Below are 19,420 nucleotides of genomic sequence, written 5' to 3'. Positions count from 1 at the left end.
TTATGCCATGACCTTCAACCCGAACGCTGATATCAGCGGCAACAGGACGAGCAAACGCGGCCGCAACACTGCGATCGCCGGCGGCGGCGTCGGCATCGTCGGACTGCTCGTCTTCCTCATCGGTCCGCTGCTCGGCGTCGATGTCACAGGACTGATGGGAGGGTTGGAACTCGAGGACGGGGGTGGCCAGAACTCCTCGAGCGGGACCAGCATGTCCCAGTGCGATACCGGGGAGGATGCGAACAAGAACGTCGACTGCCGCATGGCCGGGGCTCAGGTCGTCCTCGACGATTACTGGGAACAGAAGGTCGACGGGTACCAGCCGCCGGAGCTGACGATCGTCGACGGGCAGACGTCGACGGCGTGCGGCACTGCGTCGAACCAGGTCGGGCCCTTCTACTGTCCCTCTGATCAGGGTGTCTACATCGACCCGAGTTTCTTCGACATCATGCGTCAGCAGTTCGGGGCCTCTGCCGAGGAGCTCGCTCAGCTCTACATCGTCGGACATGAGTGGGGCCACCACATCCAGAACATCACCGGCGTCATGCGCGAACACCCCAACGACGGCACCGGGGCCGAGAGCAACAGTGTGCGCACCGAACTGCAGGCCGACTGCTACGCCGGGGCATGGCTCGGCAATGTCACCACGCTCACCGACGACAACGGCAACCCGTATCTCGAAGAACCCACGCAGGAACAGCTCGACGACGCGCTCAACGCGGCCTTCGTCGTCGGCGACGACCACATCCAAGAGCAGTCAGGGTTCTCCAATCCCGAGTCGTTCACCCACGGCTCGAGCACACAGCGCCAGAAGTGGTTCACCTCCGGCTACAACGAGGGATTGAACAGCTGCGACACCTTCGCGGTCTCCGGTGATCAACTCTGATGCACAAGATCGCGAAGTGTGACGACCCGATTGCCACTGTCGGCTTCGTGGGGATGTGCAAAGCAGGTGTCAGTCGTAGTTTCAGAGCAACTGCAGGAAGTCAGTAGAGCAGTCGAACGACCTGATCCGAGCCAACACGTTCCACCATCTTAGAAAGTTCTATAACGTCAGCCTGACCGACGGCTGCGAATGCAGATGGGCAATGACGGCTCGATTCCCGAGTGGGTCGGGACTCCAGCGGCCTAGAGAGGCAGCGCAACTCCAGCGTGACACGGGTATCAGTGATGAACTGCCCGAGTCGCCTGAAGCTGCGCTGCTCTCAAATCTGCGTACAAGCACCCTGTCACCGCTGCAGTACGCAGTGCAACAAAGTGACCAGCGATTGTGTCACGGGCCTGGCCTGATCCGTCGTACATAATCAGGGTCGGCGAGCGGCCTGACCGCAAGCCGGACCAAGGTGAGTGGATTGTCGTCACCGGCGATTCGGTTGGCGCTCAGACGGCCGCAGGAAAAGCAGCTGTGGATGATCACCCATTCACCGTCAGTGCGAACCGACATGCTGATTGCCTCCATTCGTCCGCCGCACATCTCGGCACGGTCCCCAGGAATCTTCCGGTCGACGTGTCTGCTGGCCAAGCAATGCGGGCAGTGGTTGCGATGAGCCGTGCCTGGCGCATTCTGGGAGACTTCCAACCGGCAGGATACGCATCGGAAGTCCCTCTCCCGATATCCGCCGTGGATCTGCAGAACATCCTTGCGCTGTTGTGGACGGCGTTCCCGTCTTCTCTTGCTTCTACGAGGCATGACTAGTCCTTCCCTGCCCTCAGAGGTTTCCGAGGGCGTCGAGAGGGAATGGGGGCAACGCCAGCGGGCGGACCGCCAAACGCATCAGGACGAGCTGATTATCATCCTCGTGCGGCGGACTCGATGTGAGCTCATCACACCGGGCACATCGATGAATCACCATCCATTCGCCGCGACGAAGCACGGCGACTGAGATCGGAGACATACTTCCGTGACAATCGATTGATTCGTGATCGTCGTGGTTCTGAACGTGCCGAGAATGCAAGCAGGACGGACAGTGATTGCGTGGTGCGTCATCAGGGGCGTTTTCGGACACGGCCAGGCCGCATCGAACGCATTTGAAGGTGTTGAAATCAAAAGTTTGAATAGGACTGCTGGTGTGGTCGGACACCGGAGAGCTCCTCACTGGGGAAAATTCTTACAGCGAGAGCAGGCCGAGTCGCCTCGTCAGAATAGTGGTCCGATATCGTGATTGCGATACAGGCGGGTCAGTGCACCGAAAGCCGTTTCCAGCAGAGTTGTACTGCAGGCGGTCAATCAGTGAAACGAGGCGCACTCAGCGCGGGCCGGAACATGAAACACCTTTGCTAGGGCCATTCCGGCCCGAAGATCATGGTAGTCAAAAATCAGTATTACGATACCGGTGGCACTCTGGTGCTGTCAAAGTTCGGGGCAGTCCGCTGTGTGTCAAACCCTTGCCGCAGTTAATCATATGGTGATATGAATAACTGATTGCACCCCGCCCGCATGTCCTCATCGGGCGATCACGACGAACTGATCAAGGATGATCATGTCTCAGCTGTTTCCGCACCTCTTCGAACCCATCACCCTCGGCACGCGCACCATCCGCAATCGCATCGTCTCCTCCGGCCATGACACCGTCCTCGACGATCACGGGCACATCGGCGACGACCTCGTCGCCTACCACGAAGCACGCGCACGGGGCGGAGCCGGCCTCATCGTCCTCCAGGTCTCCGGCGTCCACGAATCCGCCCGCTACACCAGCCACGTCCTCATGGCCACCGACGAATCCTCTGCGCCCGGATACCGCGCCGTCGCCGAGGCGGTGCATCGCCACGGCGCCACGATCTTCGCCCAGCTCTTCCACCCCGGTCGAGAAGTCATGGACGGCGAGCAGGGAATGGCACCACGTGCCAAGGCGCCCAGCGACGAACCGCAGGAACGCTTCAAAGTCGTCCCCGAGGCGCTGACCACCGCCGAGGTCAAGGACATCATCGCCGGCTACGGCCGCGCCGCGAAGCGCATCACCGACGCCGGCATCGACGGCGTCGAGCTCGTCGCCAGTCATGGCTACCTCCCGATCCAGTTCTTCAATCCGGCGGTCAACACCCGCACCGACGAATACGGCGGCAGTCCCGAGAACCGTCGTCGCTTCCTCGCCGAGGTGGTCGCCACCGTCCGTGCCGCCGCCGGCCCTGAGGCCGTGGTGGGACTGCGGATCTCCGGTGAGGAGAAGACCGAGGACGGCCTCGTCGCCACCGAGATCCTCGACCTCATCGGCCACCTCGACGACCTCGAGACCGACGGTCGGGACTGCCTCGACTACTTCTCCGTCACCGCCGGCGACTCCTCGACCCTGCAAGGGGCCGTGCACATCGTGCCCTCGATGCAGATCGATCCCGGCTACGCGACGGCCCTGTCCGAACAGGTCAAGAAGATCACCGACAAGACCGTCATGGTCGCCGGCCGCATCAACCAGCCCCACGAAGCCGAAGCCGCCATCGCCGAGGGCCGGACCGACATGGCGATCATGACCCGCGCGATGATCTGCGACCCGGAGATCGCGAACAAATCCCAGGCCGACGCCGTCGACGAGATCCGCGCCTGCATCGGCTGCAATCAGGCCTGCATCGGCCACTTCCAGCAGGGTGTGCCGATCTCGTGCATCCAATATCCCGAATCCGGCCGCGAGCTGACCTTCCTCCCCAGACCTCGCATGCGCACCCGCCGCACCGTGCTCGTCATCGGTGGCGGACCGGCCGGACTCAAGGCCGCCGCGGTCGCAGCCGAACAGGGTAATCAGGTGGTGCTGTGTGAGAAGGAGCCCCAGCTCGGCGGGGCGGTCCTGCTGGCTCAGGAGCTGCCGTACCGGTCCGAGTTCGGGGGAGCGGCGACGAACCTCTCCGCCGAGGCGGCCCGCGTCGGCGTCGACATCCGTACCTCAACGCCGGTGACCCAGGACCTCGTCACCGAAGTCGTCCCCGACCACGTCATCGTTGCGACCGGTGCCAGGGAGCGCATGCCCGCACTCGAGATCGCCGACGAGGCTCTCGTCATCGGTGCCCGCGAGTACGTGCGGCAGTCCCCGGGTCTTCCTGCCGGCCGGGTGCTCGTCACTGATTGGAAGGGCGATTGGATCGGGCTCGGCATCGCCCTGCGGCTAGCCGAATCCGGCCGACAGGTGAGCCTGGCGACCGCGGCGAACTTCGCCGGTGCCGCGATCCAGCAGTACACGCGCACCCTGCTCGTCTCGCAAGCGCTGCGGACCGGTCGGATCGAGTTCGTCAATGATGCGCGTCTCGTCGGTGTCGATGCCGACACCGGCTACCTCCAGTCCACACTGTGCGAGGTCGTCCATGAGGTCGAAGGGGTCGCGGCGACGATCGTCTCGTCGGCACCGCGATCGGTGCCGGTCGACCTCGACTTCGGGGCCGCCTCGGTGACGGTGATCGGTGACGCACTGGCCCCGCGCACGGTCGAGGAGGCCGTCTACGAAGGGCTCACCGCGGCCACCGCCCTGACGGAACGGAAGGACGCGGTACCGGTATGAGTCCGCGACCGCAGCAGCCGCCCGAGCAGGTCGAGGCCAAGAAGTCCGCGATCATCGAGGCGACCCTCGACGCCATCATCGATCGCGGACCCGCCGCCGTGCGCTTGGCCGATGTGGCCTCTACGGTCGGCTTGTCGGTCGGGACCGTGCAGTACTACTTCGTTTCGCGCGACGAACTGCTGGTTCAGGCGTTCACCGCCCACAGCGATGCTGTGCTGGCAGGCATCGACGAGCTCGCACGCACCGGCGAACTCGCGCGCGCTGACGAGCACGCGTGCACCGGCGAACGAGCAGCGAAGGGCTCAGCGCGACGGCAGCTCGCCGACAGCCTGGCCGCGGTGTCCAGCGTCGGCGACTATCAGCGCAGGTCGGAGATATGGATCGAACTCGTCGCGGCGGCCCGCCACAATCCCGCGTTGCAGGGATGCGTGGACGCCGTCAACGACGGGTGGCGGCGGCACTTCACCTCGATCATCGACCTGGGTGTGGCCGACCGCGAATTCGCCGGCCATGACCTGCCTGTCCCGGCCATCGTTGACGCGATCATCGCCCTCATCGACGGATTCGATCTCGCCATGGTCACGGGGCGCGGCAAGGGCTCGCGAGAACTGACACGGGTCCTGTCGCAGACCGTTGTCGGCCTGGTCGGGTCCCATTAGAGTGAAGCCAACTGCGCGACGAAGGGAGCACAGCGTGGGATCATCGGAGTCACTCAGCAGCGCACAGATCCACGAGGAGGGTCTGAGCGACTGGCGCCAGCTGGCCGGACCGATTCGCGCACGCTTCCTCACCGCAGACTTTGCCGAAGCGCTGGAATTCGCGGGAACTGTCGGAGAGGTGGCGGAACGGGCGGGCATCGCACCTGAGATGACCCTGACTGCTTCCAATGTCGTCGTCACCCTGAGCAGTGAAGACGAACGAGGAGTCAGTCGTGACGATCTCGACCTCGCCCGGGCTATCAGCGAGCTTGCCGCTGGTCAGGAACTTCGTGCCGAACCTTCGAGTCTGCAGCAGGCGGAATTCGCTCTCAACACGATGTCGGGAGCTCGAGTGGCAGGTTTCTACGCGGCTCTCCTCGACGCCGAATCCGACGAGATGCACGCAAACGGCGGATTGGTTGACCCGACCGGGCAGGTCAACAGCGGGCTGTGGTGGCAGGAACCGCGGACGAATAGCCGTTTCCCGCTGCCGGATACCGAGTCTCCGCAACGCTGGCATCTCGACGTCTGGGTTGGTCACGACGTGGTCGAGAACCGAATCGACGCTGCCCTCGCCGCCGGCGGACGACTCGTCAGCGATGCAGCGGCCCCGTCCTATTGGGTCCTTGAGGACCCCGACGGCAATCGGGCCTGCCTCTGCGCACCGATGGTCGACTGACTGCCGCCCGAGCTCAAAGCCTGGTCGCCAGCCTGCTGGAAGAGTAGAGCCCTCAGAGCCGTGCGATGGTCTCCACGTCCTCGCTGAACTCCCGGGCCGTCTCCTCGGACACTGTCGCCCGAGTTGCACGCAGCGCGTCGAGGTAGTCATCGGTCGAGAGCACATCCGTCCGCGAGGCAATGTCGACCTGCTGCTGCCGCAGTGCCGACGCCAGCGCCTCCTGCGAGGCACGCCGGGCGGCATATTCGATATCGGCCGGGGTCAGCCCGTCACTGGCATCGACGAGCACCGCGAGATCGACGGCAGAAACCGTGTGTTCGGGGATGTAGCGCGACCAGATCGCCTCCCTCGCTGTGGCATCGGGCAGTCCGATGGGAATGACATAGTCGAAGCGACCATGGCGGAGGAACGCCGCATCGAGAGCACGGACGAAGTTCGTCGCACAGATGAGCAGCCTGCCCTCCCGGTCCCGGAACTCTGCGACCTGCTTGAGCAGCTCGTTCGTCACCCCCTGCGTCGGCGACGGCGGCTCACCCCCGCGCTTCGACGCGATCTCCTCGACCTCGTCGATGAACACGACAGCATGCTCGAGCTCGTTGATCTGCTCGAACGTCGACCGCAGACCCGCGGCCACACCGCCGGGCTCCCCGGACAGACGCGAAGGGAAGACCTCGACGAACGGCCAGTCCAGACGTGAGGCGACCGCCTTCGCGAACGTCGTCTTCCCCGTCCCCGGAGGACCGAAGAGCATCACCGCCCGAGGCGGGACGACCCCGAAATGATCCGCCAGATCCGGTTCGGCCAAGGGCACGACGAGGCGGTCCTCGAGCATGTCCTTCTCCTCCTGCATTCCGCTGACCGAATCCCACAGGTGTCGCGGCAGCACCCGCCCGCCGACCGCCTTCAACCGGTCGAACTCCCGCCGCTGGACCGGCAGGTGCCGCTCGACGTACTCCAGCTCCGGCCGGGCCTCGAACCCATTGCCCAGCAGGGCAGCGAACGCCGAGGTGGTACCCGGCACGAGCATCGACAGCTTGCCCAACCCCAGCGGCATGAGCCGGCGTTCGAGGGCGTCGAGCAGCCCCGCCTCGGCGCGGGTGTCCTGCTCCGGACCATCCCGCACGGAGCTGAGCACATGGAAGAACACGATCGACCCCTGACCGTGCGCGGCCCGTCCCACGGCGGCACCGACGATCTCCTCGTCGCGGACGGCGACGACGGCCTGATTGCGCTGGCAGCAGGCAAGGATCTCCGAGAGCGGATACAGCGGGGGAGCGGAACCGGTCATGGCCTCCTGCTCCGCCGCCTCGACGAGGCGGATGATCCCGTCGAGATCGTCATCGTGGAAATCGCGGACGCGGGTGCGGGTCATCGAAAGCTCCTTCGGCGGCGGGCAGGTTCCCAGAGTAGACGATTTCCCGCCACCATCTGTGATCTGTCTCTCACCGCACCATGGAAACAGCCGCCTCGGCTACGGACGGTCGACGCGTGAAGCGCGGGGGCCGGGCGGCAGGCGCGACCGCACACTCTGGAGAGTGGAGGCGAACGTCATTCGCAACGCAGACGGGTCACTGCACGGCCAATCGGGTGTGGGCGGTATCCTGGGAGCATGGCGATTCTCGGTGACCAGGCAGCAGCGACTGCCATTGACGCTTTCGGTACCGTCGGCACGGCAATGGTGACGCCGTTCAAGCATGACGGCAGCATCGACTATCCGGCCGTGGAGAAGGTGGCGAACCACCTCGTCGAACTCGGAAACGACATGCTCGTCGTCTCCGGCACCACCGGAGAATCACCGACCACGACCGACGATGAGAAGATCGAGCTCCTCCACGTCGTCCGCGGCGTCATCGGCAACCGCGCGAAGATCATCGCCGGCACCGGCAACAACGTCACCGCCCACACCATCGACCTCTCTCAGCGCTCCGCCGCCGCGGGAGCCGACGGCATCCTCATCGTCACCCCGTACTACTCGAAGCCGACGCAGCCGGCGATCGAAGCGCACATGCGTGCTGCCGCGGACTCGACCGACCTGCCGGTCATGCTCTACGACATCCCCGGCCGGGCCGGTGCCCCGATCATCACCGACACCCTGCTGCGGCTGTCGGACCACCCGAACATCCTCGCGGTCAAGGACGCCAAGGGCGACCTCTTCGCCTCCTCGTTCGTGATGAACAACTCCTCGCTGGCCTACTACTCCGGCGAAGACGCCCTCAACCTGCCGCTGCTCTCCCTCGGCGCCCTCGGGCTCGTATCCGTAGCCGGACACGTCTGCTCCGACCGCTTCGCCCAGATGGTCAAGGCAGTGGCGAACAACGACCTCAACACCGCACGCATCCTCTCCCGCGACACCGCGGACGTGGTGGATGCGCTCATGAACCACATGCCGGGAGTGATCTCGGCGAAGGCCGCATTGCAGGCCCAAGGAATACTCGACAACCGCGACGTGCGCATGCCGCTGCTCCCAGCTGATGAGGAGCAGGTGGCATTCGTCGCCGCCCAATTGACCAGGAGTGGCTACCTCAGTGAATAATGCATTGACCCAAGAACTGTCCCGACCGCCGAAGATGGACAAGGAAGCCGTCCGCATCGTCGCGCTCGGCGGACTCGGCGAGGTCGGGCGCAATATGACCGTGTTCGAATACCACGGCAAACTCCTCATCGTCGACTGCGGCGTGCTCTTCCCCGAAGAGGACCAGCCCGGCGTCGACCTCATCCTCCCCGACTTCTCCTACCTCGATGACCGCCTCGACGACATCGTCGGCCTCGTCCTCACCCACGGCCACGAAGACCACATCGGTGCCGTTCCCTACCTGCTGCGGCGCAAGGGCGACATTCCGATCCTCGGCTCGAAGCTGACGATCGCCCTCATCGAGGCCAAACTCAAGGAACACCGGATCAAGCCCATCACCCGCGTGGTGAAGGAAGACGATCTCGACCAGCTCGGTCCCTTCGACCTCGAGTTCGTCGCCGTCAACCACTCGATCCCCGACGCCCTGGCCGTGTTCATCCGCACCGGCGCCGGCAACATCCTCCACACCGGCGACTTCAAGATGGACCAGCTGCCACTCGACGGCCGGATCACCGACCTCCGTGCGTTCGCCCGCCTCGGCGAAGAGGGCGTGGACCTGTTCATGACGGACTCGACGAACGCCGAGGTCCCCGGCTTCACCGCGTTGGAGAAGGACATCGGGCCCGTGCTCGAGAACCTCTTCGGCACCGCCGAACGCCGCATCATCGTCGCCTCCTTCTCCTCCCACGTCCACCGCGTCCAGCAGGTGCTCAACGCGGCCAACGCCCACGGCCGCAAGGTCGCCCTCGTCGGCCGCTCCATGGTGCGGAACATGAAGATCGCCGAAGACCTCGGCTACCTCAATGTGCCGCCGGGGTCGATCATCGACATCAAGAAGGTCGATGACTACCCCGAGGACCAGATCGTCCTCATGTGCACCGGTTCCCAGGGAGAGCCGATGGCCGCCCTGTCGCGGATGGCCAACCGCAACCACCGCGTCGAGGTCGGCGACGGCGACACCGTCATCCTCGCCTCCTCGCTCATCCCCGGCAACGAGAACTCCGTGTTCAAGGTCATCAACGGCCTGATGCGCCTCGGCGCCCGCGTGATCTCGAAGGCTGATGCGAAGATCCACGTCTCCGGCCACGCCTCCGGCGGCGAGCTGCTCTACTGCTACAACATCGTCAAGCCGCGCGGGGTCATGCCCGTCCACGGCGAATGGCGCCACCTGCTGGCCAACGGCCGCCACGCCGAGGCGACCGGTGTCGATCCCGAGAACATCGTCCTCGCCGATGACGGCTGGGTCGTCGACCTCAAGGACGGTCACGCCGAGGTCGTCGGCGCCGTCGACTGCAACTACGTCTTCGTCGACGGATCGTCGGTCGGTGAGATCACCGAGGCGGACCTCAAGGACCGCCTCGTGCTGTCCGGAGAGGGCTTCGTGACGATCTTCATGGCCGTGAACTCACAGACGAAGTCGCTCATCGCAGGCCCCGAGATCCACGCCCGCGGCGTCGCCGAATCCGACGACGTCTTCGACTCGATCGTGCCGAAGGTGAAGAAGGCCGTCGAGGATGCCCTCCGCGACGGCACCACCGACCAGTACCAGCTCCAGCAGGTCGTGCGCCGCACCATCGGCCGCTGGGTGTCCTCGAAGCTGCGTCGCAAGCCGATGATCGTCCCCATGGTCGTCATCGTCTGAGATCGTCGCGCCCTGAGACTGTCGCCGGCGGGCGTGCGCCCCTGCGCGTCGCAGCGCGGCTGTGCGCGAGCACTCCTGTATGGACGCTGATGCTCTTACAGCTCGGTGAACCTGCACCAGCTTGGTCCCTGCACCAAGCCAGTGCAGGTTCACCGAGCTGTAGGCGTATCTGGGGCCTTCCGGGGAGCGGCTCGCGCTGCGACACCCACCCCGCTCGACACGCCGTCTCGAATCCGGGATAGGGTTTGACGAGACGTGCATCACCTCATAGTCTTTCGTTGTGTGAACAAAGATTTTCACGATGTGAAAGTTTGCAGGCCAAACCCCGTTGACCAGCAAACAGGGACGCACCACGTGGTGCGGACAAGGACGCAGCACTCAGGTGCTGACTAAGGAGAACCAGCGATGACCGCTCATATCGAAAACCTGGACATCCCCGCCGGGATGGAGATCACCGGTGAGCTGCCGGACGGGGCTGAGAAGGTCCTCACCCCACGCGCGCTCGAGCTCATCGTCGAACTGCACCGCAAGTTCAACGGCGAACGCCTCAACCGCCTCGAGGCCCGCAAGGAACGTCAGGCTCAGATCGCCGCGGGAACCGACCTCGACTTCCTCGAAGAGACCGCCGACATCCGCAACGATCCCAGCTGGCAGGTCGCCCCTCCGGCTCCCGGCCTTGAGGACCGTCGTGTCGAGATGACCGGTCCGACGTACAAGAAGATGACGATCAACGCCCTGAACTCGGGAGCCAAGGTGTGGCTGGCCGATCAGGAGGACGCGAACACCCCGCAGTGGGATTCGGTCATCCAGGGCCAGCTCAACCTGCTTGACTCACTCAACCGCGAGATCGACTTCACCTCACCCGAGGGCAAGGAATACAAGCTCGCTCCCGATGAGGAGCTGCCGACCATCGTCGTCCGCCCCCGCGGCTGGCACATGCCGGAGAAGCACATCCGCATCGACGGTGAGGAGACCTCGGGTTCGCTCGTGGACTTCGCCCTGTACTTCTCCACTGCCGGACAGCTGCAGATCGAGAAGGGCAAGGGCCCCTACTTCTACCTCCCGAAGATGGAGAGCCATCTCGAGGCTCGCCTGTGGAACCAGGCCTTCGAGCTGGCTGAGGACACCTTCGGCCTTGAGCGCGGCACCATCCGTGCCACCGTGCTCATCGAGACCTACCCGGCCGCGTTCGAGATGGAGGAGATCCTCTACGAACTGCGTGAGCACTCCGCCGGTCTCAACGCCGGTCGCTGGGACTACATCTTCTCCGTGATCAAGAACTTCCGTTCCCGCGGCTCCGACTACCTGCTGCCGGACCGCTCGGACGTGACGATGACGGTGCCGTTCATGCGCGCCTACACCGAACTGCTCGTGCGCACCTGCCACAAGCGCGGCGCCCACGCCATCGGCGGCATGTCCGCGTTCATCCCCTCGAAGGACGAGGCCGAGAACAAGGCCGCCTTCGACAAGGTGCGCGAGGACAAGTCCCGCGAGGCCGGCAACGGCTTCGACGGCTCCTGGGTCGCACACCCCGGCATGGTCTCGCTGTGCAAGGAGGTCTTCACGGAGACCCTCGGCGACAACCCGAACCAGATCGAGAACAAGCGCGAGGACGTCAGCGTCACCGCCGCAGACCTCCTCGACGTCAAGTCCACTCCCGGCGCGATGACGGAGAAGGGCCTGCGCACGAACATCAATGTCGGCATCCAGTACCTGCGCGCGTGGCTCGAAGGCAACGGCGCGGTCGCCATCCACGGTCTGATGGAGGACGCCGCGACCGCGGAGATCTCCCGCTCGCAGGTGTGGCAGTGGCTCGACGCCGGCATCGAACTCGACACCGGGGAGAAGGTCACGAAGGACCTCGTCGAGCGCATCGTCGCCGAGGAGGTCGCCAAGCTGCCCGGTGACGAAGCCGATTGGAAGGACGCCACCGACACGTTCGTCTCGGTCGCGATCGCTCCCGACTACGTCGACTTCCTCACCCTGCCGGCCTACGCCCGCATGCCCTGACCTGCGAGCGGTGACCACGCCGAACGCCCCCGAAATCTGTGCCGCGAGCACCGATTTCGGGGGCGTTCTTCGTTAAGCTCTAACCACACGACCGCAGGCAGAACACACGGAGGTGGGGATGAGCCGGACCACAGACGAGCTGCCGCGACTGGCCAGCCCCGAGACCATCGCTGAACTCTCCGAACTCATGGCCCGGGCACATGCCGAGAACCGCACCGTCGCCGTCTTCGGCGGCGGCACCGCCTTCGACGACAATCCGCCGGCAGCGACCCCCGGGCTGCTCATCGACATGACCGGCCTCGCCGCGGTGGCCGACCCTCCCGGGGCGGAGAACCGTTCCACGGCAGACAGAACCTTGCGGGCAGGTGCGGGAGCGAAGATCAGCGCGCTCGACCGCCTCGCCGCCGCCTCCGGGCAGGAGCTCCTTCCCGATCTGCCGCTCGACCGCAGCGAGGCCGGGGCGAGCCTCGGCGGGATGATCGCGACAGCAGCGACCGGTCCGCGCCACCTGCACCGCCCCCGCCTCGCTGATTCCGTGACCGCGGTGACGACCATCGGCGCCGACGGTACGATCGCCCGCACCTCGGGCGGGCTCGCACCGGCCCTGACCGATCGCGACCTGCCCGGGCTGATGACCGGGTCGTGGGGCACGCGCGCGATCATCGTCGAGGCCGAGATCCGCCTGACCGCCCGACCCGAATCCCAGGGATTCGTCTGGATACCCGGCGCCGAGGCGGCCGCCGAACTCCTCGCGGCCCGTCGCGTCCCCGATGCGGTCGTCATCGAACGCCCGCCGGGAGCACCGGCCGCGACCGTCGCCCTCATCGAAGGGGAGACTGCGCATGTCGAGACCGAGGTGGGCCGCCTCGTCGATGCTGTTCCCGGCGCCTCCGCATGCGCGCGTCCGGAATGGTGGGGCAGGCGGTCGCGGGTGCCCGTGACGATCGGTGTGTCGATCGCTCCGGACTTCCTGCCCGACCTGCTCGAGACGACCGCTAGGCTCGAGGACGCGCTCGGCTATCCGCTGCAGCTGCGGGGCAGTGCCGCGGGTATGTTCGAACTCGGCGTCGCGGCGCCGGAGACCGAACCGGGAGTGGCAACCAGAGTGGTGCTCGAACACCTGCGCTCCTTCGGCCTGCACCGCATCGCCGTGCGGCTGGTCCATGCGCCGGCCCCAGTGTGGGACGGCGTCGACGCGTGGGGCCCGCTGCCGGGAAAGTCAGTCCTGCAGGCGCTCAAGGATGACTGCGACCCGCGCGGACTCCTCTCACCGGGCCGCGGCCTCGGCGGGATCTGAGCCCGATGCCGCAGTCTGACCTCTACTTCACCTGACCTCTACTTCACCAGCAGCACGGGGCACTCGGCCTCGAGGATGACCTGCTGCGCACTCGATCCGAGCAGCAGCTTGACCACGGGGGAGCGGCGCTTGGTCGACATGACGATGAGGCTCGCTCTGTGGTCCTCAGCCAGGGTGAGGATCTGTTCGGCAGGATCGGATCCGGCGCGCTGGACCTCGAACTCGACCCCCGCCTCGGCGAGGGACTCACCCAGGCGGGTGCACTGGGCCAATGGGGATACCGACGGTGCGGTCGTCGAATCGGTTCCGAACACGACCGCGCGCACGCACGCCGCCTCGCGCCGAGCGGCCGCCAGCGCCTCGTCGAGCACCGCGGGGGAGGCATCGGCGCGCATGGCCAGGACCACGGTCGACGCGGCGGAATCGATGCCCGGTGAGGCTGTCACCCGCAGGTTCGGGGCGGGGAAGCGGGGCTGCGAAGTCGAATACAGGTCAGTCATGATTTGGCCTCCGATCAGCCGATTCCGATGACGCCGACGGCGACGCCCACGGCGAGCATGACGAGGGCGACGATGAGCGCACGCCACAGCACCTTCTTGTGGTGGTCGCCGAGTTCGACGCCGGACAGGGATACGAGCAGCAGAATCGCAGGCACGAGCGGTGACTGCATATGCACCGGCTGGCCGGTGATCGAGGCGCGGGCCATATCGGCGGCGGAGATGCCGAAGTGGGCGGCGGTCTCGGTGAGCACGGGCAGGATGCCGAAGTAGAAGGCGTCATTGCTCATGAAGAACGTCATCGGGATCGACAGCAGGCCGGTGATGACGGCCATGTAGGGTCCCATCGAGTTCGGGATGACCTCGACGAGCCATTCGGCCATCGCGTCGACCATTCCGGTGCCGGACATGATGCCGGTGAGCACGCTCGCGGCCATGACCATCGCGACGACGGAGATGATCGCGGTGGAGTGGCTGGCCAGCTCGGCCTGCTGATCCTTCATCTTCGGGAAGTTGACCATGAGCGCGATGACCGAAGCGATCATGAACAGGTACGGCAGGGGCAGGATGTCCGCGATGAGCAGGACCATCACGGCCACCGTCAGACCGAGGTTGAACCAGAACAGCTTCGGTCGCAGGGTCGGCCGGTTCGGGTCGAGGGCGGTGTTCGTCAGGCCCGTACCTGAGCCCGATTCGGAGCGGGATCCCGGCTCAACTGCGGTGTCGTACGCGGATCCGACCGGTCCCGTCGCCGAGGCGGCCGACCCGTTCCCGGCACCGTGGCCGCCCGTGGTGGTTCCGTTGCCGATCGCGGTTCCGGCCGCTGAGGCGCCGGAGCCGCCCGCGGTCGCACCGTGCGCGGACGAGCCGGCGACGGCGCCGACGAGGTCCTTGCGCGGGTTCGAGCCGCGGTCGTCGACCCAGGCGACGCCGTTCTTGGCCAGGCGGCGGCGCTCGGAGATGCCGAGCAGGTAGGCGAAGATGAGGCACACGAGCAGGCCGGCGATGAGCGAGGGCACCATCGGGGCGAAGATCTCGTTGGCGTCGATCTGCAGCGCCGAGGAGGCACGTGCCGTCGGTCCGCCCCAGGGAACGATGTTGAGGGTGCCGTTGATGAGTCCGGCCACGCAGGTGAGCACGATCGGCGACATCTCGAGGCGCTGGTAGATCGGCAGCATGGCCGCGGTGACGACGATGAAGGTCGTCGAACCGTCGCCGTCGAGGGAGACCGCGCCGGTGAGCAGCGCGGTGCCGAGGACGACCTTGACCGGGTCATTGCCGGCGACCTTGAGGATGAACTCGACGAGCTTGTCGAAGAGGCCGACGTCGATCATGATGCCGAAGTAGATGATGGCGAAGAGCAGCAGCGCTGCCGTCGACGACATCGAGGCGATCGCGTCCATGACCATGTCGCCGATGCCCAGGCCGGCTCCGGCGAAGAGGCCGAAGATGGTGGGCACGAGGATGAGTGCGAGGATCGGTGAGAGTCGCTTGGTCATGATGAGCGTCATGAAGACGATGATCATGGCGAAACCGAGGATGACGAGCACGGGCTTCTCCTTCGAAGACGAATGTGAGGCTCGAAACACCGTAGGGCCCAGATCACGTGCCGCGCGCGTTTGTGTGCACTGATGGCGTTTAGATCATTGACCACCTTTTGCGCATTGCGCTCAGACGCGGCTACGCTTGCCGCGTGTCCCGCCCTCGACGTTCGTTCTCCCGCCGTGTGCTGATCTCTCAGCTCGCGCTCGTCGTCGTCATCCTTGCGCTGGTCACCGGCGTGTTCGCCTGGTTGGGCTCGCGCACCGTCACCGAGGTGACCGAGACCGAAGCGCTGTCGACTGCCCGCACGCTGGCGATCGATCCGGACGTGCGCGCCGCCGCGACGAAGGCTTCAGCCGAGCACACCGATCCGCCGGATGCGCAGACCGTGAAGTCGATGCTCGCGATCACCGATGACCTGCGGGACCGGTCGGGCATCAGCTTTGCGGTCATCACCGACGACCGCGGTATCCGGCTCACCCATCCCGACCGGTCGTTGATCGGCCACCGGGTCTCCACCTCGCCGGAGGAAGCGTTGGCCGGGCGGGAGAACATCTCGCACGAGTCTGGAACGCTCGGGGAGACGGTGCGGGCGAAGGTCCCGATCTACTCGAGCGCCGATGACGAGACCGTCGTCGGTGAGGTATCCGTGGGCATCTACGCCTCCGTGCTCGACGCCGATCTGCGTCGCGAACTGCTCCTGCTGGGTACCGTGGCCGTGCTCGCGCTGGCGCTCGGTGGTGTCGTCTCGGTCATGCTCGGGCGTCGGCTGCGACGGGAGACGCTCGGGGTCGGCCCCGAAGAGCTCGCCGAGATGGCCCGCGACCAAGGCGCTGTGCTCCACGGCCTCGACGACGGAGTGCTCGGCTTCAGCGCCGACGGCAGACTGACCCTGAGCAACTCGAACGCGAAGGGACTGCTCGGTGCAGCCGACGGTCTGGAACCGGCCGACGTGAAGGACAGGGCCGACGTGAAGGACAGGGCCGCCTCGGCGAGGGAATTCGACGGTGACCATGACTTCGACGGTGACGACGAGATCGACGTGCCCGACGAGATCAGCGCGATGATGGCCGACGCTCCGGCCGAAGGAGCCCTGCGGCGGCGGATCACGATCGGCGAGCGGATCCTGCTCGCCACGGCCGTCCGTGTGCAACGCGATGGGGTGTCCGTCGGCGGGGTCGTGACCCTGCGCGATGAGACGCAGGTGCTCACGATGGCCCGCCAGCTCGAGTCCGTCACCGCGATGGCCCGGGCCCTGCGCACCCAGCGCCACGAATTCGCCAACCGGCTGCACACCGTGCTCGGGCTCGTCGACACCGGCGCCACCGACGAAGCCCACACCTATCTGTCGTCGATCCTCGGCACCGGGCCGATCGCGACCCCCGTCGAGGACATCGATCTCGTCTCCGACCCGTACCTACGCGCCGTCCTCGAAGCGAAGGGGACGACCGCCGCCGAGGCGGGGGTCACCCTGTCCGTGGCCCCGGATTCCCTGGCCGTGGGCACCGTCCGCGACCCTGAGGCGGTCACGCTCATCCTCGGCAATCTCATCGACAACGCCGTCCGCGCGGCCGTCGCAGGACGAGGGAGTGCGGGCGCCCGCGTCGTGGTGCAGCTGCTCAGCGCGGGAAGCGAACTCCACGCGGTCGTCACCGACACCGGCGACGGGGTCGATGCGGACGTGGCGGAGAAGATCTTCGACGAGGGATTCTCGACGGCGGAGGCCGCCTCGGCGCCGGATTTCGGGATCGGACTGACCACGGGAACCGGGACCGGGGACGGCCACGGGCTCGGCATCGGACTCGCGCTCAGCCGACGGGTCGCGGAGAAGGGCGGGGGACGGGTGTGGCTCATCGACGGCCACGACCCCGACCTCGGCGGGGCGAGCTTCGGCATGGTCCTGCCCGATGCGCTTGAGGAATGCCAGCAAGAAGAGGAGAGATGATGGTCAACGTTCTCGTGCTCGATGACGACTTCTTCGTCGGGCAGATCCATGCCCGCTACGTCGACGAGGTGCCCGGGTTCACCGCGCTCGAACCGGTGCGGGATCTGGCGACCGCCAGGGAGGTCATCGCCGAGCAGGACGTCGACCTGATCCTTGCGGACTATGTGCTGCCCGAAGGCACCGGACTCGAGCTCATCCGCGAGACCGACATCGATGCGATCGTGCTCTCGGCGGTGACGGATCCGCAGGTGGTGCGGGCGTCGCTGCGGGCCGGGGCGATGACGTACATCGTCAAACCCTTCGCCGCCGAGGTGCTGCAGAACTTCCTGCGTCGCTATACCCGCTTCCGCCGGTACTGGGAGCGGGAGAAGGTCGGGCAGGCCGATCTGGAGCGCCAGCTGCGCAACCTCTACGATGCATCGGCCGCCGGCGGGTCCGGTGCGAGTCCGGCCGGATCGTCGACGACGAGCCGGATCCTGGCAGCGCTTGAGGAGGCGGACGGTCCGATGACGGCCCTCGAGGTCGCGGAGGCGGTCGGGGCCTCCCGCGCGACCGCGCAGCGCCACTTGGCGAAACTCGCCGAGGCGCGGACCATCACGGTGTCCCTGCAGTACGGGTCGACGGGACGGCCCGAGCACCTCTACGCCACGAAGTGAGCGGGGCCCGTTTCGCTCACAGCTTGGTGAAACTGCAGCAGCTCGGTGCAGGGACCAAGCTGCTGCAGTTTCACCGAGCTGTTGTTGCAGTGACTGTCGGGGAGTCAGTCCGCTTCGGTGAGCAGGTCGAGCTCACGCGGAAGTGTGCGCATCGTCAGCAGCGGTGAGATCACCACGGGCAGCGAGGCCAGGGTCGCCCATGCGGCGAAGATCCACATCGTCGTCGCCACTCCGAACTGATCACCGAGGATCCCTCCGGCCAGGGCACCGATGGGCATCGGGCCCCAGACGAGGAACCGGATCGAGGCATTCATCCGACCGAGCAGCGGCTTCGGACACAGGCGCTGCCGGAAGCTGACCTGGGCGATGTTGTAGACGACGACGGACCACGTGAGAGCGAACCAGCCGATGATGAGGGTCGGCATCGAGGGCAGGATGCCCGCCAGCGGCATGGCGAAGAAGAAGGCTCCGTTGAGCACGGCGGTCACCGCCACGCTGCGTCCTTCGCCGAGGAGTCTCTGCACATGTGAAGCGGTGAGGGCGCCGAGGATTCCGCCTGCGGCCCCGACGGACATGATGATGCCCATCTGAGTCTGGCCGAGGTCCAGTGTGCGCAGGATGTAGAGGGCGAAGAGTCCGAAGATGGCCGAGGAGGCGAGGTTCGCCAGTCTGGTGCACGCGGTCATTCGGCGCAGCAGCGGATGGGTGAGGACGAAGCCGAGCCCCTCACGGATCTCGGCGATGAAACCTCGGCGATGGGGCGCCTCTGCGGTGGTGGGTCGGTAGCGGATGCGGCTGACGAAGAGGCTGGAGAGTCCCATGCAGACGCTCGTCAGCCCGATGGTCAGCGGTGCTCCGACCATGGTCACCAGTCCGGAGGCCAGGGTCGGTCCCGCCACGCGTGCGGTCTGCTGGCTGGCTTGGAGCTTGCCGTTGCCGTCGCCGATCGAATCGGCGTCGACGATCTCGGGGAGGAACGACTGGTTGGCGATGTCGAAGAAGACGGTGACGACGCCGACGCCGGCGGCGACGAGGTAGAGCTGGATCATGGTCAGCGCGTCGAAGGCCCAGGTCAGGGGAATGGTAAGCAGGATGGCGGCCCGGATGATGTCGCCTGAGACGATGACGGCCTTCTTCGGCAACCGGTCAACCCACGCGCCGGCGGGAAGGCTGATGAGGAGGAAGGCGGCGGATTCGAGGGCGGCGAGGACGCCCATCTCGAAGGCATCAGCGTGGAGCACCTGGACGGCGATGAGGGGAAGCGCGAAGAGCACGAGCTGGGAGCCGAACACGGAGACGGTGTCGCCCATCCACAGCTGCATGAAGTCGTGATGGCGCCACAGGGGCGATCGCCTCGGAGATGCGGAACGGTTGCGCGCCATCTGCTCGTCCTCGAGTCGG

Annotated in this window: 16 protein-coding genes; 10 read left to right on the top strand and 6 right to left on the bottom strand. The window is 66.0% G+C overall.

Going from position 1 to position 19,420, the window contains the following annotated elements; all coding sequences use genetic code 11:
* Positions 1-7 precede the first annotated feature (7 nt).
* Positions 8-886, top strand: a complete 879-nt coding sequence (gene ypfJ, locus GUY23_RS12080) for a KPN_02809 family neutral zinc metallopeptidase (RefSeq protein WP_166972631.1) — start codon at positions 8-10, stop codon at positions 884-886.
* 387 nt (positions 887-1,273) lie between these two features.
* On the opposite strand, the gene GUY23_RS12075 is transcribed toward ypfJ, so the two are convergent.
* Positions 1,274-1,690 (bottom strand): RNHCP domain-containing protein, encoded by a 417-nt coding sequence (locus GUY23_RS12075; RefSeq protein WP_166972630.1) that lies wholly within the window; start codon positions 1,688-1,690, stop codon positions 1,274-1,276.
* Between the two features lie 19 nt (positions 1,691-1,709).
* On the bottom strand, positions 1,710-2,081 hold the full coding sequence (locus GUY23_RS18950; protein WP_166972629.1) for an RNHCP domain-containing protein: 372 nt from the start codon (positions 2,079-2,081) through the stop codon (positions 1,710-1,712).
* 399 nt (positions 2,082-2,480) lie between these two features.
* Here GUY23_RS18950 and GUY23_RS12065 point away from each other — a divergent pair, with 399 nt between their 5' ends.
* From GUY23_RS12065 to GUY23_RS12055, 3 genes are read left to right on the top strand one after another with little or no spacing between them, the layout of a single operon-like run.
* A complete protein-coding gene (locus GUY23_RS12065) occupies positions 2,481-4,481 on the top strand; it encodes an oxidoreductase (RefSeq protein ID WP_166972628.1) in 2,001 nt (666 codons plus the stop codon).
* Positions 4,478-5,140, top strand: coding sequence for a TetR/AcrR family transcriptional regulator (locus GUY23_RS12060; protein ID WP_166972627.1), 663 nt, complete (start codon positions 4,478-4,480; stop codon positions 5,138-5,140). Before GUY23_RS12065 ends, GUY23_RS12060 begins: the two co-directional genes overlap by 4 nt.
* Before the next feature lie 34 nt (positions 5,141-5,174).
* Entirely contained in the window at positions 5,175-5,858 is a 684-nt protein-coding gene (locus GUY23_RS12055) for a VOC family protein (RefSeq protein WP_166972626.1), read from the top strand.
* A 52-nt stretch (positions 5,859-5,910) separates the two neighbouring features.
* Here GUY23_RS12055 and GUY23_RS12050 read toward each other — a convergent pair whose 3' ends face one another.
* Positions 5,911-7,230, bottom strand: coding sequence for an ATP-binding protein (locus GUY23_RS12050; protein ID WP_166972625.1), 1,320 nt, complete (start codon positions 7,228-7,230; stop codon positions 5,911-5,913).
* Positions 7,231-7,467: 237 nt separating this feature from the next.
* Between GUY23_RS12050 and dapA the strand changes: the two genes are divergently transcribed.
* The 4 genes from dapA (at position 7,468) to GUY23_RS12030 (ending at position 13,379) form a co-directional block, all read left to right on the top strand.
* Complete coding sequence (dapA, locus tag GUY23_RS12045; RefSeq protein ID WP_166972624.1) at positions 7,468-8,391, top strand: 4-hydroxy-tetrahydrodipicolinate synthase; 924 nt, start codon at positions 7,468-7,470, stop codon at positions 8,389-8,391.
* A 34-nt stretch (positions 8,392-8,425) separates the two neighbouring features.
* Entirely contained in the window at positions 8,426-10,072 is a 1,647-nt protein-coding gene (locus tag GUY23_RS12040) for a ribonuclease J (protein WP_166976026.1), read from the top strand.
* Between the two features lie 405 nt (positions 10,073-10,477).
* Positions 10,478-12,082, top strand: coding sequence for a malate synthase A (aceB, locus tag GUY23_RS12035; RefSeq protein ID WP_166972623.1), 1,605 nt, complete (start codon positions 10,478-10,480; stop codon positions 12,080-12,082).
* A gap of 118 nt (positions 12,083-12,200) precedes the next feature.
* Positions 12,201-13,379, top strand: coding sequence for an FAD-binding oxidoreductase (locus tag GUY23_RS12030; RefSeq protein WP_166972621.1), 1,179 nt, complete (start codon positions 12,201-12,203; stop codon positions 13,377-13,379).
* A 38-nt stretch (positions 13,380-13,417) separates the two neighbouring features.
* Here GUY23_RS12030 and GUY23_RS12025 read toward each other — a convergent pair whose 3' ends face one another.
* Entirely contained in the window at positions 13,418-13,879 is a 462-nt protein-coding gene (locus GUY23_RS12025) for a universal stress protein (protein ID WP_166972619.1), read from the bottom strand.
* 14 nt (positions 13,880-13,893) lie between these two features.
* Positions 13,894-15,426, bottom strand: coding sequence for a CitMHS family transporter (locus tag GUY23_RS12020; protein WP_166972617.1), 1,533 nt, complete (start codon positions 15,424-15,426; stop codon positions 13,894-13,896).
* 143 nt (positions 15,427-15,569) lie between these two features.
* Here GUY23_RS12020 and GUY23_RS12015 point away from each other — a divergent pair, with 143 nt between their 5' ends.
* A complete protein-coding gene (locus GUY23_RS12015; protein ID WP_166972616.1) occupies positions 15,570-17,363 on the top strand; it encodes an ATP-binding protein in 1,794 nt (597 codons plus the stop codon).
* On the top strand, positions 17,360-18,019 hold the full coding sequence (locus GUY23_RS12010) for a response regulator (RefSeq protein ID WP_228282267.1): 660 nt from the start codon (positions 17,360-17,362) through the stop codon (positions 18,017-18,019). Before GUY23_RS12015 ends, GUY23_RS12010 begins: the two co-directional genes overlap by 4 nt.
* A 104-nt stretch (positions 18,020-18,123) precedes the next feature.
* Here GUY23_RS12010 and GUY23_RS12005 read toward each other — a convergent pair whose 3' ends face one another.
* Positions 18,124-19,401: an MFS transporter gene (locus GUY23_RS12005; RefSeq protein ID WP_166972615.1), complete on the bottom strand. Its 1,278-nt coding sequence runs from the start codon at positions 19,399-19,401 to the stop codon at positions 18,124-18,126.
* Between the last annotated feature and the right edge of the window lie 19 nt (positions 19,402-19,420).

It is taken from the genome of Brevibacterium atlanticum (genome assembly GCF_011617245.1).
Classification (GTDB): domain Bacteria; phylum Actinomycetota; class Actinomycetes; order Actinomycetales; family Brevibacteriaceae; genus Brevibacterium; species Brevibacterium atlanticum.
Note: the sequence above shows the minus strand (reverse complement) of the source record. Positions and strands in the feature narration are given on the sequence as shown.

Bases quoted from the DNA above. Each gene is read 5' to 3' on its own strand.
- ypfJ (WP_166972631.1), top strand. From the start codon at position 8: ATGACCTTCAACCCGAACGCTGATATCAGCGGCAACAGGACGAGCAAA.
- GUY23_RS12075 (WP_166972630.1), bottom strand. From the start codon at position 1,690: ATGCCTCGTAGAAGCAAGAGAAGACGGGAACGCCGTCCACAACAGCGC.
- GUY23_RS12065 (WP_166972628.1), top strand. From the start codon at position 2,481: ATGTCTCAGCTGTTTCCGCACCTCTTCGAACCCATCACCCTCGGCACG.
- GUY23_RS12060 (WP_166972627.1), top strand. From the start codon at position 4,478: ATGAGTCCGCGACCGCAGCAGCCGCCCGAGCAGGTCGAGGCCAAGAAG.
- GUY23_RS12050 (WP_166972625.1), bottom strand. From the start codon at position 7,230: ATGACCCGCACCCGCGTCCGCGATTTCCACGATGACGATCTCGACGGG.
- dapA (WP_166972624.1), top strand. From the start codon at position 7,468: ATGGCGATTCTCGGTGACCAGGCAGCAGCGACTGCCATTGACGCTTTC.
- GUY23_RS12040 (WP_166976026.1), top strand. From the start codon at position 8,426: ATGGACAAGGAAGCCGTCCGCATCGTCGCGCTCGGCGGACTCGGCGAG.
- aceB (WP_166972623.1), top strand. From the start codon at position 10,478: ATGACCGCTCATATCGAAAACCTGGACATCCCCGCCGGGATGGAGATC.
- GUY23_RS12030 (WP_166972621.1), top strand. From the start codon at position 12,201: ATGAGCCGGACCACAGACGAGCTGCCGCGACTGGCCAGCCCCGAGACC.
- GUY23_RS12025 (WP_166972619.1), bottom strand. From the start codon at position 13,879: ATGACTGACCTGTATTCGACTTCGCAGCCCCGCTTCCCCGCCCCGAAC.
- GUY23_RS12010 (WP_228282267.1), top strand. From the start codon at position 17,360: ATGATGGTCAACGTTCTCGTGCTCGATGACGACTTCTTCGTCGGGCAG.
- GUY23_RS12005 (WP_166972615.1), bottom strand. From the start codon at position 19,401: ATGGCGCGCAACCGTTCCGCATCTCCGAGGCGATCGCCCCTGTGGCGC.